The following is a 14,983-nucleotide window of genomic DNA, read 5'->3' on the forward strand; positions in this document are numbered from 1 at the left end:
GGGAAAGCAGGAGGAGCGAAGATGGAAGCGATTGGTGTGATCGGCATTGGTGCAATGGGAAAAGGGATGGTTTGCAATCTGTTGCAAAAAGGCTACCACGTGTATGCCTACGATCCAAGTCCGGCAGCAAAAGCCTGGGCAAAGGAAAAAGGAGCGACGGTCGTCGAGTCTCCACTGGCAGTGGGTAGCGTAGCACGTGTCGTTTTCACTTCGCTTCCAGGTCCTGCGATTGTTGAGGAAGTCATGCTGGGTGCGGACGGACTTTTCTTATCATTAGGGGCTGGCAGTTTCGTATTTGATACCAGTACGATCGATCCTGCAACAGCAAAACGTCTGAATCAGCAAGGCGTAGAAAAAGGGATCTACTATTATGATTGTCCGGTGAGTGGGGGACCCGCGGGTTCTGCGGCCGGAACGTTGACCATTATGGTCGGCGGTGATGAGACAAGGCTTCCAGAAATCATGGACTATCTCAGAGCGATTGGAAAGGAAATTTTTTACTTGGGGGAATCCGGCGCTGCACAAGTGGCGAAGCTTTGTCACAACTCTGTCGTTGCAGTCATTACAGCAGCGTTGGGCGAGGCGTTCAGTGTCGGAGCAAAAGCTGGCGTTGATCCACACAAGCTGGCAGCCGTCATGGATAAAGGCTCTGCCCACAATCGTGTGCTCTCCGTTTTTGGGCCGAACATCTTGTACGGTACGTATGAAAATACAGTCTTCTCCTTAGATCATATGCACAAAGATTTGCAGCTCTATGCGCAAACTGCACGTGAACAGCAAGTGCCTGTTCTCGTTGGGGGCACAGTTGCACAAATGTATGAGGCAGCCAAAGCACAAGGCAAAGGTAGCTGGGATTCGAGTGCGGTCTGTACCGTGACCGAAGAGCTGGCTCATACAACGATTGCGCGTTAAGTGTTGAGTTTGACGAAAGAGAAAGTAGACTACGGCAACTATTGCTTGTAGTCTACTTTTTTATGAAGGCTCTTATTGACTGAAGTATGGATCACTATCTGCGATCAAAAGCAAGACTTGCAGCAAGACCTGTCAAGACACTTGCCATGAGCCAACGCTGCACCCGTAGCCATGTGGGACGTGTACCAAACCACACAGCAACTCTGCTTGCTACAAGAACAATAAGCAGGTTAATCGTAAAGCTGACCACAATTTGTGTGAGACCTAAAGTAGCACTTTGCAGGAGCACCGATCCCCGCGCAGGATCTACAAACTGTGGCAAGAGTGACACATACAAAATAGCAATTTTGGGGTTTAGTAGATTTGTCATCAATCCCATTAGAAATAACTTTTTCGGTGGTTCAATAGAAAGAGTATCAGGCTTGAGAATGGAAGTCGCACCCGGTTTGACCGCATTCCAAGCGAGCCAGAGCAGGTACACAGCTCCGACCCACTTGACTGATTCGTAAACGAACGGAACCGTTATGAAAAGAGCAGAGAGACCAAGCATAGTGGCGATCATGTAAATCACGAATCCAAGTATGACACCAAGAAGTGAGATGACCCCAGCTCTGCGACCTTGTGAAATCGTCCGGGAAATGAGGTAAATCATGTTAGGGCCAGGAGAACAAACCATGCCGAGCGAAACAAATAGAAAGGCAATAAGGTACCAAAACTCACCAATTTGCATGACCTCTTTTCGTGGTTCCCCAAAGTTAGAAACGATTATATATCTCACGTTCAATTTTTGATAACATTTTTTCATGAAGCAGCTTCTCATTTACTTACTCGCTTTATTCATTTGTGCATAAGACCGTTCAATCACATGCAAAGCTTCATCGTGCTTCACGACATTGTTGCCCAACGTCACAATGACGAACAATAGGATAAGACCGAGTAATGTCTTTTTTACATTCACATGGCGCAGATGCATGATGAACCGCGCGGCGAGCAGGAAAAAGGCGAAGAAGTAATGTCCGGCATACAAGTACAAATCGTATGTAAACGTGGCGAGTCCAAACCCTATTACAATATGCAGCACGAAAGCAAACCCGATATAGGCGGCGAGTGACCAGGCTTCTTGTGTACGAATCCCTTTGATGAAACCGAGTATAGCCAGAGTGATCAGCGTCAAGCCGATGACATGCACATACCATGGATACGGCAGCGTAAGGTTCGTAGCGAATGCGACCATCCCCGGTTTTGGATCGATGAGCGCAATGTCTGGGGTCAGTACAGGACTGATAACGAGCATATACAGAGCTTTCCAATGCTCGCAAAACGAGAACTGAGCCGTGTAGATGAACCCTCCGGTATGAATCGCTTTGTACCAAGTAGAAAACCAGGATTGACCGAACATGACATGCTGCAAAATCGTAAAGCTAATGATCAACAGGAGAAATACCAACGCAATCCGCACCAGCTTCATAAAAACGCCATTCTTTTCTTTGTGAAACAGATTGACGGCCAAAACGCTCATAAATGGAATGATGTTCGTCGAGCTGACACCGAAGTTGACAAGGGCGAATGAAGCGTTGGGCCAAACAGCCAATTTCTTTTCCGTACGACTGTACTGCGTGTAAAGTACCGATAATAGAATGACGAACTGCGCGTACGGATAGGAATCGGGAATCATTGCCGTGAAAATTTGATAAGAGGCCGTCCCGAAAAATACGGCAAAAAGCAATGAGGTATAGAAGCTATTCCATCCCTTCCGCAGGTAGTAGTAAACCATTACAACGCCGAGCGCGTTCATGATCGATTGAACCACCGCGAAGAAGAAGTTTTCCTTGAAAAATTCCGATAAATAAGCCAAAGGAAAAGAAATCAAATTGATAAACGGATGGATCACCGTCGGGTTGTTAGAGCGATAGTACAGTGTCGGGTCAAAATTAAACAGATTAAGCGTAAATGGAACGCCGTTAAAAGGGCTGATCGGGGCAAGAACAGCGATGTTTTGATTCATATAAGTGAGAAAAGGCACATTCATCGACAAATAAAACACGAAAAAACAGGCAAATAGAAGGAACGCACTGACATTATCTCTTCGATCATGAAACAAATAGCTGAAAAAACGCATACCAATCCACCATTCAACGTATTTTTGAGATTAACGTAACGAATTTTAGCTATATTATACAAAAATAATGAATTCTGCACCAAAATTTTACATTCAATGGGCTATCAATTTTTTACGAAGCCTGTGCATCACGCTGTTGACAGCTACAATCAGTGGGTCTAGCATGAATGAACATGTCCGATGAGATTGAAAGGAGTGAACCACTTGCAAGAACTATCCTCCATAGAACTGATCCAATACCTGCAAGAAAAGGAGTCGGTCGCTCTTTTTGTCTATACACCAATGTGCGGGACCTGCAAGCTCGCAGCACGTATGCTCGGCATCATGCAAGAAGCATTGCCTACCGTTCCTCTGTATCAGATTAACATTAATACGGCGCCTGCATTGGCAGAACAATGGCAAGTGACCAGCGTACCCGCCTTGCTTATTTTTCAACGAAACGAATTGGTAGCACGGCATTATGCCATCCAGTCCGTTGGATTTTTATACGATGTATTGAAACCTTTGGCCTAGACATACACCTATTCCCTTCGCCATGAATATGACAAAGAGAGAAGAAATGCGAAGGAGGAGGCGTATGCAAATCCACGTGGTGGAAGAAGGACAAACCTTAGCAAGCATCGCCGAGACGTACGGCACAACGCCGGAAGCGATCGATAAGGCGAATGAATTACCAGATCCCAATAAACTGGCAATCGGACAGGCGATGGTGATCCCGATTGTAGGAAGCTACTATTGGGTTAAACAAGGAGATACGTTGTATACCATCGGCCAGCGTAACCATATCAGTGCAGCAGAGCTTGCTCGGGTCAATGGGATTACTCCCTATAAACCGCTACAAGTTGGGCAAAAGCTATATATCCCGCCTCGCCCTAGACGAGCGGCTGATTTCAATGCGTATGTGGAACCGCGTCGCACTGTCCCACCCGCGATGGAAGCGGATGTTCGCAGGGCTGCCCCTCATCTTACGTATTTGGCACCGTTCAGCTTTCGCATCAAACGGGATGGAACCCTCCAACGACCAAATCTGAGCAATTTTCCAGCGATCGCAAAAGAAAACCAAGTCCTCCTGATGATGGTCGTGACGAATTTGGAAAAAGGTCAGTTCAGTACGGAATTGGGCGCACTCATCTTGAACGATCAAGAACTCCAGAACAAATTGCTGGATAATATTCTCGCGACCGCCCATGAGCTGGGAATGGGGGATATCCATTTTGATCTGGAAGCCTTGCCTACAACAGGTGCAGAAGCGTACGCGAATTTCTTGCGAAAAGCAAGGGGACGTATACATGCGGCGGGGTTGATGATGTCTGTTGCGCTCGCCCCGAAGACGAGTGCCGTGCAAGCAGGTAAATGGTATTCCGCCCATGATTACAAGGCGATAGGAGCGCTTGCCGATTTTGTCGTGATTATGACGTATGAATGGGGCTATAGTGGTGGTCCTCCTATGGCAGTTTCTCCGATTGGACCGGTGCGGCGTGTCTTGCAATACGCCATTACCGAAATACCAGCTGATAAAATTTTGATGGGCCAAAATCTGTACGGATACGACTGGACCTTACCGTACGAGCGAGGAACGACAGCGAAAGCGCTGAGTCCGCAAGCGGCAATTGCTCTGGCTGCGCGACATAATGCTGTCATTCGATATGATTATCGCGCGCAGGCTCCATTTTTTACGTACACCGATGATCAAGGCAAGCAACATCGGGTATGGTTTGAGGATGCGCGGTCGATTCAAGCGAAGTTCAATCTGGTTAAACAGCTCGGTTTGAGAGGCGTCAGCTACTGGAAACTCGGTTTGCCATTTCCGCAAAATTGGTTGTTGATCGATGAGAACTTTCGCGTCCGTAAGCGTGCATAGTCATCTGGCGTACATTCCATCGCGGGTTGTACGCCTTTTTTTTGAATGAAAAATCATGGTATGATGAAGATGACAGGAAGGAAAAGGGGAGAAATCATGGGAGAATGTAAATTGGATCACAGCCATGAGGATGTACTCAAAAAACTGGCAGAACAAGCTCCGCATCTGTCGGAGTTGCGTGTGAGTCAATTCGAAAATCAGTTGAATGGCGAACTCAGCCAAGAGCGTCTAAACGAGCTGTTCCATCTATTGAAAAAGTATGACCTGGCAAGCCCAGAGGAGCGCCAAGAGCGCGAAAAACAAATGGATCTCTTGTTCGGCTAAGCTTTATACATACGTTTTTTGTTGTGCCCCCGAGTGGGAGAATCAGGCAGGAACCATGGTTCCATGCAGCGAGGAGTAACGATGGACGACAGACTCTATTATCAGGATGCCTATACAAGAACGTTCTCGGCCCAGGTGACGAAGACTGGTGTCGAGCAAGATGGGACACCTTACGTGGTACTGAATCAAACGGCTTTTTACCCTACTGGAGGCGGGCAGCCTTCCGACCTGGGCGTATTGGAAGAGATTCGTGTGGTCGATGTGGAAGAGGTCGACGGTGAAATTCGTCATCGACTGCAGGCTCCTTTGTCCGAAAGCATAGGGGAAGTAACGGGGCACATCGATTGGGACCGCCGCTTCGATCATATGCAGCAGCATGCTGGCCAACACATTTTATCTGCGTCCTTCCTGGAAGTTGTGCAAGCGGAGACCATTGCCTTTCACTTGGGAAAAGAGCGCGTCACCATTGATGTACGACTGGATGAGTTGACAACAGAGGTATGGGAAAAGGTAGAAAAGCGCGCGAATCAGATTGTTTTGGAAAACCACCCCATCCTTGCACGGTTTGTTGATGACGAAGAATTGGCAACGCTGCCCTTGAAAAAACAGCCGACCGTTACCGAAAATATTCGCGTCGTGATGATACCTGATTTTGATTACAACCCATGTGGAGGAACACATCCAGCGCGTACGAGCGAAGTCGGGATGATCAAGATCTTGGGCTGGGAGCGACATCGCGGAAACATTCGTCTGGAATTCATCTGTGGCTGGCGAGCTTTGCGGGACTACAACCAAAAGCAAGCTGTTGTTCGCGATACGGCGAAGCTGCTTGCTACCAATGAAGGCGAACTGATCGCACAGACGGAACGCCTCCTTGCAGAACGCGACACCTTAAAGGCAAAATTGGCAGAAGTGGATAAGCAGCTCTTGGAAGTAGAAGTCAATCAACAACTAGCTGCTGCTAGCCAACTCGGTCAGTCGCGCCTCATTATGTGTACCTTCACAGACAAAACCATTCAACAGCTTCAGCAGTTCGCACAGCTGGCTACTGCTCTGGCGCCAGATGCGATTTGTCTCTTGGCTGCTACTACCGAAGACAAAATGCAAATCGTGTTTGGTCGTGGGCAAGAAGTCAACGTAGCCATCAATCAAGTGTTGAAAGAAACCTTGCCGCTCATTAATGGAAAAGGTGGGGGAAATCCTGCCATGGCACAGGGTGGCGGTCAGGCAGTAGTGGATGCGGAAGAAGTATTGCTGCATGCACGCAAACTGCTGGAAGCCTCACTGTTGTAAATGCATTCGATTCAAGAAAAGGAGGAGACCGCGATGAACTGGAATCCGGGAGATATCGTTCGCGTTGCGCAGCGAACGGGTGAATATATTGCAGAAGTATTGGAAATCCACGATTCGAAGTTGCTGGTAAAGGTGCTGGCAGTTACCAAATACCCGACGCAAGGCGATTTGCATTCTTCCTACGAAGTAGATGTGCCGCTGTTTCACCAGCGTCCAGCACTGTCGTACATGGAAAAATTCATGACGCCTGTCCAAGGGCTCATTCGCTATAACGGAGCGATTCCCGACTACAAGGAATCTGTCCGACAAGCGATGGAGAGAGAAATGGAAAAGCTTTCGAAAATGGCAGCTTGGGCAGAACGTTGTCTCGTTGAGCTGGAAAAGATGCATAAGGAAGCCTTTACAAACACGAAATAGAGTGGTACTGTAGTACTCGAATGAACGACAATTGCATAGCTTTACTACCAAACGGGGGCCAAGCAACGTTGGCTGAGATTGTGACGAGTGTGTTACTGACCGTTGAACCTGACCTGGGTCATGCCAGCGGAGGAAGAGGTATTTGGAATCAGTATCACGTGTCGCATCCGAGCGGAACTATGTTTGTTTGTGCGCATGTATGATAAGATGACACTCAACCATCCGAGGCGGATGGTTTTTTTATGCCATTCGTCCGGTGAGATGGGATGGGTATACGGCTTCTTCTGTTTGTCTGAATCGACTCAGGCAGGCGGGAGAAGCCTTTTTTTTCCAGTAGAAGGAGGTAATCAATGATTGTTCAGCTGAATGGGAAAAAAGTAGAGTTGGCGGAAGGGATCACGACAGTGCGGGTTTTGCTCGCTTCTTATTCCCTGCAAGAGAAGATTGTCGTCGTTGAGCGAAATGGTGAAATTATTGATCGCTCAGCGTACGAGCAAACACCGATTGCAGACGGAGATCGCATAGAAATCGTTCATTTTGTTGGAGGAGGATGATCATCATGATGGATACATTGAAAATTGGACCGTACGAGTTTCGCTCCCGCTTGCTTCTGGGTACTGGTAAATTCGCTGACTTGGATACACAAGGGAAAGCGGTAGAGGTGTCGGAAGCAGAAGTTTTGACCTTTGCGATTCGTCGCTTAAATTTGGAAAATCCGCAAGAACCGAACTTTTTGGAACAACTGGATTTGAAAAAATTCACCCTGCTACCAAATACAGCAGGTGCCTATACAGCAGAAGAAGCAGTGCGCATTGCCCGTTTGGCTAAAGCATCTGGGCTGTGTGACATGATCAAGGTCGAGGTTATTGGAGACCCGAAAACACTTCTCCCTGACCCGATTGGCACGCTCGAGGCTTCGAAAATCTTGGTGGAAGAAGGCTTTATCGTGCTGACCTACACCAATGACGACCCGATTCTTGCCAGACGACTGCAAGAGGTAGGCGTACATGCGGTTATGCCAGGAGCGTCACCAATTGGTTCCGGACAAGGGATTGTCAACGAAAACAACCTCCGCTTTATCATTGAGGATGCCAAAGTACCGATTATCGTAGATGCAGGAATTGGCTCGCCGGCAGACTGCGCGAAAGCGATGGAGCTGGGTGCTGATGGTGTCTTGTTGAATACAGCAGTCGCTCTCGCTGACAATCCTGTCCTGATGGCAGAAGCGATGAAGCTCGGCGTGGAAGCAGGTCGCAAAGGCTTCTTGGCAGGCCGTATCGCGAAAAAGCGGTACGCGTCCGCGAGCAGCCCGGTCGAAGGGATGATTGAGTAGCGTGGATCGACTGACAGAAGCGGTAGAATCGATCGCCAGCCGCAAAGAAGAGCTGTTCGCTTTATTGGCAGAGCTTGTTTCTCATCCGACTGTGAGTCCTCCCGCGCGAAACAGTGATGCCGCACAAGGAGCAATCGCCGACAGGCTGCAAGCGATGGGATTCGAGGTAGATCGCTGGACGGTATATCCAGGAGACGACAATATTGTCGGTCGGTTATCAGGGAGTGCCTCGACCTACGCAAACAGCTTGATTGTCAACGGGCATATCGACGTGGCTGAAGTCGGTGATGACACCGGGTGGACCTATCCACCTTTTGCTTTGACACACGGCAAGGATGGGCGCTTGTACGGCCGTGGAGTTGCGGATATGAAAGGCGGACTCGCAGCGAGCTTGTTTGCGATCCAAATGCTGCGCGAACACGGAGTGGAGCTCCAGGGTGATCTGCTTTTCCAATCCGTCATCGGAGAAGAAGCGGGTGAAGCGGGGACATTGGTCGCTATCGAGCGTGGCTATCAGGCTGACTACGCCGTTGTAGTGGACACGAGCAATCTGCAAATGCAAGGGCAGGGCGGGGTCATTACAGGTTGGATCACGATTGAAAGTCCGACGACACTGCATGACGGAATGCGTGCACAGACGATTCATGCAGGCGGACGCGTCCGGGGAGCTTCTGCTATTGAAAAAATGACGAAGGTGATCACCGCATTACAGGAGCTGGAGCGGGACTGGGCTGTCATGAAGTCCTATCCCGGCTTCCCGCCAGGCAGCAATACGATCAATCCTGCAGTCATTGAGGGAGGCCGGCACGCTGCGTTCATCGCAGACCGTTGCGCCCTATGGATTACCGTTCATTTTTATCCGAACGAATCCTACGAAGAGATTATTCGAGAGATCGAGGATCACGTCGGGCGTGCGGCTGCCGCAGATCTTTGGCTAAGAGACAATCCTCCAACATTCCGCTGGGGTGGACGTTCGATGATTGAGGAGCGCGGTGAAATTTTCCCTTCACTGGAGTTGGATACGAAGCATCCGGGGTTGGTAACGCTGCAATCCGCATATGAAAGTCACATGCATCAAACACCTATCGTTAACATGTCGCCTACAGTGACCGATGCAGGCTGGTTTGCGCATGCAGGCATTCCAGCTGTTCTATTCGGGCCTGGTGAGCTCACGCATGCTCATGCCGTCGATGAATCAATTGATCCTGACCAGCTTGTTCATTTTGCCCAGATCATGGCCCGATTTATTGCCACCTGGTGCAATACCCCAAAGGAAGCGAAGGAGTGAGTATCGCATGACAACCTTTACTGATCGTCTGAGAAAAAGTGTAGCCCCGATCTGGGAGCGTGTTCATCAACATCCTTTCGTCACGGGACTTGGAGATGGCAGCCTGCCTGTCGGTGCATTCAAATATTACATGAAACAAGACTACATCTACCTGATTGATTACGCGAAAATGTTCGCGATTGCGAGTGTGAAGGCGTACGATCTGGAAACAAGCGCCAGATTCGCTGCTTTGCAAGAATCGACGCTAAACACAGAGATGGAGCTGCATCGCCAATATGCTGAGCGCTTTGGTATCTCTCGCGAGGAGCTGGAAGCGACAGAGCCTTCGTTTGTGATGCTGGGATACACCAGCTACATGCTGCGTGTTGCTCATCAAGGGTCGTTGGCGGAATTGGTGAGTGCACTACTCCCATGCACATGGAGCTATTGGGAAATCGGCAAGCGCTTGGCACAAGTAGAAGGGGCACTGGATCACGAATTGTACGGCGAATGGGTACGCATGTACAGCTCCGATGAATTTGGGCAGTTGGCGATCTGGCTGATTGATATCATGAACCAATTGGCAGAAGGTAAGAGTGAGCAAGAGCTGGCCAAGCTGGAGGAGTATTTTGTCAACACCTCCAAAATGGAGTACATGTTCTGGGACATGTCCTACAGAGAGGAAATGTGGCCGTGGGAGAACAACTAGCTTTCGCCGACGTCAGCTTTTCGTATGGCGACAGGCAAATTCTCGATCATTTTGATCTGCGTGTGGAAAAAGGGGAATTCGTCAGCTTGATCGGTCCGAGCGGGATCGGGAAAAGCACGTTGTTTCAGCTCATCGCAGGTCTTCTTGAGCCGGGACGAGGCGAAATCAGGCTCGGCAGTGTACCGGTAGCAAATCGTTTGGGGCAGGTCGGCTATATGCCCCAACGCGATTTGCTCATGCCATGGCGTACAATTGTCGAAAATGCAGCTTTGCCGCTGGAAATCAAAGGTATGACGAAAAAAGAAGCGCATGAGCGCGTCAGACAGCAATTGCCAAGGTATGGGCTTCAGGACTGGGCTGACAGCTATCCAGCCCAGCTTTCCGGCGGGATGCGTCAGCGAGTTTCCTTTTTACGGGCATTGTTTTCAGGCGCAGAGATGATGCTGTTGGATGAGCCGTTTAGTGCGTTGGATGGAATTACAAGAATGGACATGCAAGAGTGGCTGATGGAAAAGTGGCAGGAAACAGGCAGCACGATGCTGATGATTACGCACGATATCGACGAAGCCATTTTACTTGCCGATCGGATTATCGTGCTTGCAGGTAGTCCGATCACCAAGCCGATCGAATTAACCGTTCCGGTGAGCAGACCGCGAACGGCGAGCAGCCGCAACCAAGCCGAATTTTTGGCATTGCGTGAACAGATTTGGGAACTGCTTCGACAGGATCGCCAAGCAACAATGAAGCCGTTGAGGAGAGAAGCATGATGGGGAGAGGCATTTGGTTTGGTATCTCCATCGCCATTTTTCTTCTGGTGTGGGAAGCTGGATGTCGCTTCCTCGGAGTGCAGCCATTCATTTTACCGCCGCCTAGCGCTGTGATTGTGTCTTTGTGGGATTTACGCGCCTCTCTAATAGGTGTACATCTTTGGGCGACGTTAAAGGAAGTGTTACTGGGGCTTTCGATCTCGATTGTATTTGGAATCTCCCTTGCATTTGCGATGATTCGCAATCGGATTGTGGAGCGCTTGGTCTATCCGTATATCGTCATCTCTCAAACGATCCCCATTATCGCGTTATCACCCGTATTCATTTTGTGGTTCGGGTATGATTTATCTGGAAAAATCGCGGTTACGATTCTGTTTACTTTCTTTCCGATTGTCGTCAACGCGTATGATGGACTTCGCTCGACGGACAAGGAAATGCTACAGCTGTTAAAAACCATGGGGGCAACAAACGGACAAATTTTCACCAAGCTGCAACTCCCGTCGAGTTTACCCCATTTCTTCAGTGGTCTCAAAGTGGCAGCCACCTACAGTGTGGCTGGGGCGACCATTGGGGAATGGCTGGGAGCGAGCGAAGGACTCGGGTACTTTGGCAGACGGGCATCCGGCAATTTTCAGGCACCTGCATTGTTTGCCTCGGTCCTGTTGCTCTCGATTCTCGGTATGTTGCTGTTTTGGCTGGCTGGACGAATCGAACGTCATTTTTCCCCGCATATGAAAATCAAAGGAGAACAACAATGAAACCTTTCAACAAATGGACGAAAGCATTCATGGCACTTACATTGGCAACAGGTCTTGCTGCTTGCGGCAATCAGGCGAGCTCGGATGCTGGTCAGACGCAAGCCCCTGCTGATAAAGGAGCGGAGCCTACAGAGCTGACGATTGCGCTCGATTGGTATCCGAATGCCGTTCATTCCTTCTTGTACGCCGCAGAGGAGCAAGGCTATTTCAAAGACGAGAACCTCAAGGTGACCATGCAAATGCCTTCGGACAGTAATGATCCGTTGAAGATGGCGGCTGCGGGCAAAGTGGATTTGGCAATCAGCTATCAACCACAGCTTATTCAAGCTCGTGCAGAAGGAGTTCCTGTCGTATCTGTAGGTGCACTCGTTCGTCATCCGTTAAACGTGATCATGACGCGCCAAGACAGTGGAATCGATACTCCGCAAAAGTTGGCTGGAAAAAATATTGGTTATCCGTCACTTCCACTTGATGAATCGATTGTACGTCAGGTTGTGAAGCATGGTGGTGGCGATGATTCCGGACTGACCTTCACGGATATCGGCTTCGACATCGTCCCGGCATTGACGGCCAAAAAGGTCGATGCAGTGGTAGGTGGCTATATCAACCACGAACAACTGATTTTGGAGAAGCACGGCATTCCAGTCAATGCGTTCAAGCCTTTTGATTTTGGGGTTCCAGACTATTATGAGCTCGTATTGGCAACAAGTGACGAGACTTTGGGCAAAAAGCAGAAAGCAGTGGAAGGTTTCCTGCGTGCGATTGGCAAGGGTCAGGACTATGTGAAACATAATAAGGAAAAGGCACTCGATCTGTTACTTGCCAAACAGGCTGCCGATTTCCCGCTGGAAAAAGACATTGAGACCAAGAGCTTGGATATCCTGATTCCGTTGATGGATGCGGGGGAAAAGCCTTTTGCATACCAGACGGCCGAATCTTGGCAAACACTGATTGATTGGATGAAAAAAGAGAAGCTGATAACAGCTGACATCAAAGCAGATGAGATCATGCGCGATCTCGTGAAGTAATCAGTCAAAAAGCACCCCCTTTGCACGCATTTGAGAGTCTACTCTCCATTGGCGAGTCAGAGGAGGTGCTTTCTCTATGATGTCTTCCTTTTAGGAGGAGAGGGGGAAACAAAGTTCTGCTGTCATCCCTTGTCCTGTATCACTTGTTAACAGCAGGTGTCCATGATGAGCGGCAGCAATACGTGCAACCATGGGCAACCCGAGACCATGACCATTTTGTAAGGGAGATTTTCTTTTCGACGAATATGGCAATTCCACCAAGTCAGGTAGCATGCGTGGCTCAATGCCTTTTCCGTTGTCAGTGATAATCAAAAGAGCATTGCGCTGGTTGGGTGACAGGGCCGTTTGCACGTGGATGTGACAGCCTGATGGGTTATGCACGATGCTGTTTTGGATCAGATTCGTGATGGCGCGGACGAGAAGTTTTTCATCGCCCATTACGAAGTATTGCTCAGTCGTGACATCCAGCTCAATGGTAAACGTCTCTGCCAAATCATTGTTTAAAAAGTCAGTGACAATTTGCCGCGCAAGTGTCGATAGCCGAATCGGTTTGGTATGAATCGGCTGCATTTCGTATTCCAGCATGGAAACGAGATTCAAGTCACTGACCAAAGACCGGAGCTTTTCCCCTTGCTTTCGAATAATGCTTGCTTTTTGCTGCTGCTCGTAAGGCACCGCGTCGCTGTCTTCCAGTTCACTGGCATACCCGAGCACGATTGATAGTGGCGTGCGTATATCGTGGGAGATTCCAGCGATCCAATTCGAGCGTGCTTCGTCTCTGGCTTTTAGCAAAGCGTTCTTCTCTTGCAGAAGCGACGATGCATGATTGATGCTTCTTGCAATCCCGCTGAACATTCCTTTTGCCTCGACATGTGTATGTTGATCTTCTGACAGAGCGTGAATCCCGCAAATCAGTGGGCGGATTGCCCGAATGAGTCGAGAGCCAATGAACAGAGAGAGAAGAGCGGCGAGCAGGATATTTCCGAAAAGCAAAGCCAGTAACCGATACGGCAAATCGCTTATCCAACTGATCGGAAAATGAAACTGGTACTTGGCGAGACTGTCCTTCGGGTAGCCCACGACGACCAGCCCCAACTCATGCTCCCAAACAAAAACAGGATAGTCCTGTAAGTAATTTCGCGAGAACTGCGCCACTCCTGCCAGAGAATAAGTGCGGGGCAATTCGTTCGGTAAGGCGTAGTCCCAGATGACCTTCCCATCGTTTCCAATCAACATGGCCCAAGCCTGGCTTTTTTGCAACCACTCTTGTGCATTTGGTTCCAATGTATAGTGGGAACCGTTCTTGTGCAGCCCCTCTGCGACAGCTTGTGTGACGTGGATGGGAGGAGAGCCCTCGTTCATCCCTTTGAAAACAAATGTGCCGAGAATGATGTAATTGACGATGAGCAAAAAGACGGCGATCAGGATAGAAGCACCTGTATAACGACGTAAAATTCTTGCGGCTCCATCCATCTACAACTCTTCCTTTACGAGTAATTTGTATCCGAGTCCTCTTACCGTGAGCAAATATTCAGGAGTGGACGGGCATGGCTCGATCTTTTCGCGAATGCGCCTCATATGAACCATCAGGGTGTTTTCATACCCGTAGTAATCGTCCCCCCATACGGATTGGCACAGGGCATCGCTCGTGACGATTCGTCCTCGATTTTCATAGAGTTTTCGCAAGAGCGCGTGTTCCTTTGCAGTCAGAGCATATTCGTGGTGATCTCTCGTCACGATTGCTGCCTCCAAATCGATCGTACTGTCACCAAGCTGGACAACGGGCAGACGATCGATTTGGGGAGGAGCGTAAACGCGTCGTAAAATGACCAGGAGACGCAGAACGAGCTCGCGCGGTAAAAATGGTTTCACAATATAGTCGTCAGCGCCCAGGCCAAGTCCGAGCAATCGATCTTCATCTTCCCCTCTCGCTGATAGAAAAATGACAGGGATTTGCGAGAAGCGACGGATCGAAGTCAATAGTCCAAATCCATCGCCATCAGGCAGCATGACATCCAGGATCGCGACATCTGGCTTGTCCGAAGCCCATATCACTAACGCCTCTTTACAACTACCCGCATGAAAAATTCGAGAGAATCCTTCCTTACGTAAAAATCCATCGATCATGTTTCTGATTTCCAGCTCATCTTCCACGATGAGCACTTTTTTCTGTTTCCACTCTTCCATATTGAATC

At 49.1% G+C, this 14,983-nt stretch carries 17 protein-coding genes and 1 riboswitch; of the genes, 13 read left to right on the forward strand and 4 right to left on the reverse strand.

All coding sequences use genetic code 11. From position 1 onward, the window contains the following. Window positions 1-21: 21 nt before the first annotated feature. Entirely contained in the window at window positions 22-912 is an 891-nt protein-coding gene (locus ACUUHJ_RS15340; protein ID WP_289673062.1) for an NAD(P)-dependent oxidoreductase, read from the forward strand. A 94-nt stretch (window positions 913-1,006) separates the two neighbouring features. Here the strand turns inward: ACUUHJ_RS15340 and ACUUHJ_RS15345 are convergent, their stop codons facing one another. Both ACUUHJ_RS15345 and ACUUHJ_RS15350 read right to left on the reverse strand, forming a co-directional pair. After that, entirely contained in the window at window positions 1,007-1,642 is a 636-nt protein-coding gene (locus ACUUHJ_RS15345) for a LysE family translocator (protein WP_472301199.1), read from the reverse strand. A 90-nt stretch (window positions 1,643-1,732) separates the two neighbouring features. Continuing rightward, complete coding sequence (locus ACUUHJ_RS15350) at window positions 1,733-3,031, reverse strand: DUF6080 domain-containing protein (protein WP_472299249.1); 1,299 nt, start codon at window positions 3,029-3,031, stop codon at window positions 1,733-1,735. A 195-nt stretch (window positions 3,032-3,226) separates the two neighbouring features. On the opposite strand from ACUUHJ_RS15350, the gene ACUUHJ_RS15355 reads away from it, so the two are divergent. The 12 genes from ACUUHJ_RS15355 (at window position 3,227) to ACUUHJ_RS15410 (ending at window position 12,788) form a co-directional block, all read left to right on the forward strand. Then, window positions 3,227-3,544 carry a thioredoxin family protein gene (locus tag ACUUHJ_RS15355; RefSeq protein WP_472299250.1) on the forward strand — a complete coding sequence of 106 codons (318 nt, stop codon included), beginning with the start codon at window positions 3,227-3,229 and terminating at the stop codon, window positions 3,542-3,544. Window positions 3,545-3,608: 64 nt separating this feature from the next. After that, window positions 3,609-4,892, forward strand: coding sequence for a glycoside hydrolase family 18 protein (locus ACUUHJ_RS15360; RefSeq protein ID WP_472299251.1), 1,284 nt, complete (start codon window positions 3,609-3,611; stop codon window positions 4,890-4,892). Window positions 4,893-4,988: 96 nt separating this feature from the next. Then, on the forward strand, window positions 4,989-5,216 hold the full coding sequence (locus ACUUHJ_RS15365) for a hypothetical protein (protein ID WP_472299252.1): 228 nt from the start codon (window positions 4,989-4,991) through the stop codon (window positions 5,214-5,216). A gap of 81 nt (window positions 5,217-5,297) precedes the next feature. Next, window positions 5,298-6,509: an alanyl-tRNA editing protein gene (locus ACUUHJ_RS15370; protein WP_472299253.1), complete on the forward strand. Its 1,212-nt coding sequence runs from the start codon at window positions 5,298-5,300 to the stop codon at window positions 6,507-6,509. Between the two features lie 33 nt (window positions 6,510-6,542). Continuing rightward, the gene (kapB, locus tag ACUUHJ_RS15375; protein ID WP_173624605.1) at window positions 6,543-6,926 is read left to right on the forward strand and encodes a kinase-associated lipoprotein KapB; all 384 of its coding nucleotides are present in this window, start codon (window positions 6,543-6,545) and stop codon (window positions 6,924-6,926) included. 41 nt (window positions 6,927-6,967) lie between these two features. Further along, a riboswitch (TPP riboswitch) is annotated at window positions 6,968-7,078 on the forward strand. A gap of 198 nt (window positions 7,079-7,276) precedes the next feature. Then, on the forward strand, window positions 7,277-7,480 hold the full coding sequence (thiS, locus tag ACUUHJ_RS15380) for a sulfur carrier protein ThiS (RefSeq protein ID WP_472299254.1): 204 nt from the start codon (window positions 7,277-7,279) through the stop codon (window positions 7,478-7,480). 5 nt (window positions 7,481-7,485) lie between these two features. Next, window positions 7,486-8,259, forward strand: coding sequence for a thiazole synthase (locus ACUUHJ_RS15385; protein WP_472299255.1), 774 nt, complete (start codon window positions 7,486-7,488; stop codon window positions 8,257-8,259). Further along, window positions 8,252-9,547 carry an acetylornithine deacetylase gene (locus tag ACUUHJ_RS15390; protein WP_472299256.1) on the forward strand — a complete coding sequence of 432 codons (1,296 nt, stop codon included), beginning with the start codon at window positions 8,252-8,254 and terminating at the stop codon, window positions 9,545-9,547. Before ACUUHJ_RS15385 ends, ACUUHJ_RS15390 begins: the two co-directional genes overlap by 8 nt. Window positions 9,548-9,554: 7 nt before the next feature. Further along, window positions 9,555-10,235 carry a thiaminase II gene (tenA, locus tag ACUUHJ_RS15395; RefSeq protein ID WP_016743635.1) on the forward strand — a complete coding sequence of 227 codons (681 nt, stop codon included), beginning with the start codon at window positions 9,555-9,557 and terminating at the stop codon, window positions 10,233-10,235. Further along, window positions 10,220-11,002: an ABC transporter ATP-binding protein gene (locus ACUUHJ_RS15400; RefSeq protein ID WP_472299257.1), complete on the forward strand. Its 783-nt coding sequence runs from the start codon at window positions 10,220-10,222 to the stop codon at window positions 11,000-11,002. Before tenA ends, ACUUHJ_RS15400 begins: the two co-directional genes overlap by 16 nt. Beyond that, a complete protein-coding gene (locus ACUUHJ_RS15405; protein WP_173606098.1) occupies window positions 11,002-11,760 on the forward strand; it encodes an ABC transporter permease in 759 nt (252 codons plus the stop codon). Before ACUUHJ_RS15400 ends, ACUUHJ_RS15405 begins: the two co-directional genes overlap by 1 nt. Beyond that, window positions 11,757-12,788 carry an ABC transporter substrate-binding protein gene (locus ACUUHJ_RS15410; protein ID WP_289673034.1) on the forward strand — a complete coding sequence of 344 codons (1,032 nt, stop codon included), beginning with the start codon at window positions 11,757-11,759 and terminating at the stop codon, window positions 12,786-12,788. Before ACUUHJ_RS15405 ends, ACUUHJ_RS15410 begins: the two co-directional genes overlap by 4 nt. A 90-nt stretch (window positions 12,789-12,878) precedes the next feature. Here ACUUHJ_RS15410 and ACUUHJ_RS15415 read toward each other — a convergent pair whose 3' ends face one another. After that, window positions 12,879-14,261, reverse strand: coding sequence for a sensor histidine kinase (locus ACUUHJ_RS15415; protein WP_472299258.1), 1,383 nt, complete (start codon window positions 14,259-14,261; stop codon window positions 12,879-12,881). Then, window positions 14,262-14,975, reverse strand: a complete 714-nt coding sequence (locus tag ACUUHJ_RS15420; protein ID WP_472299259.1) for a response regulator transcription factor — start codon at window positions 14,973-14,975, stop codon at window positions 14,262-14,264. Window positions 14,976-14,983 lie beyond the last annotated feature (8 nt).

Source organism: Brevibacillus schisleri, assembly GCF_055685845.1.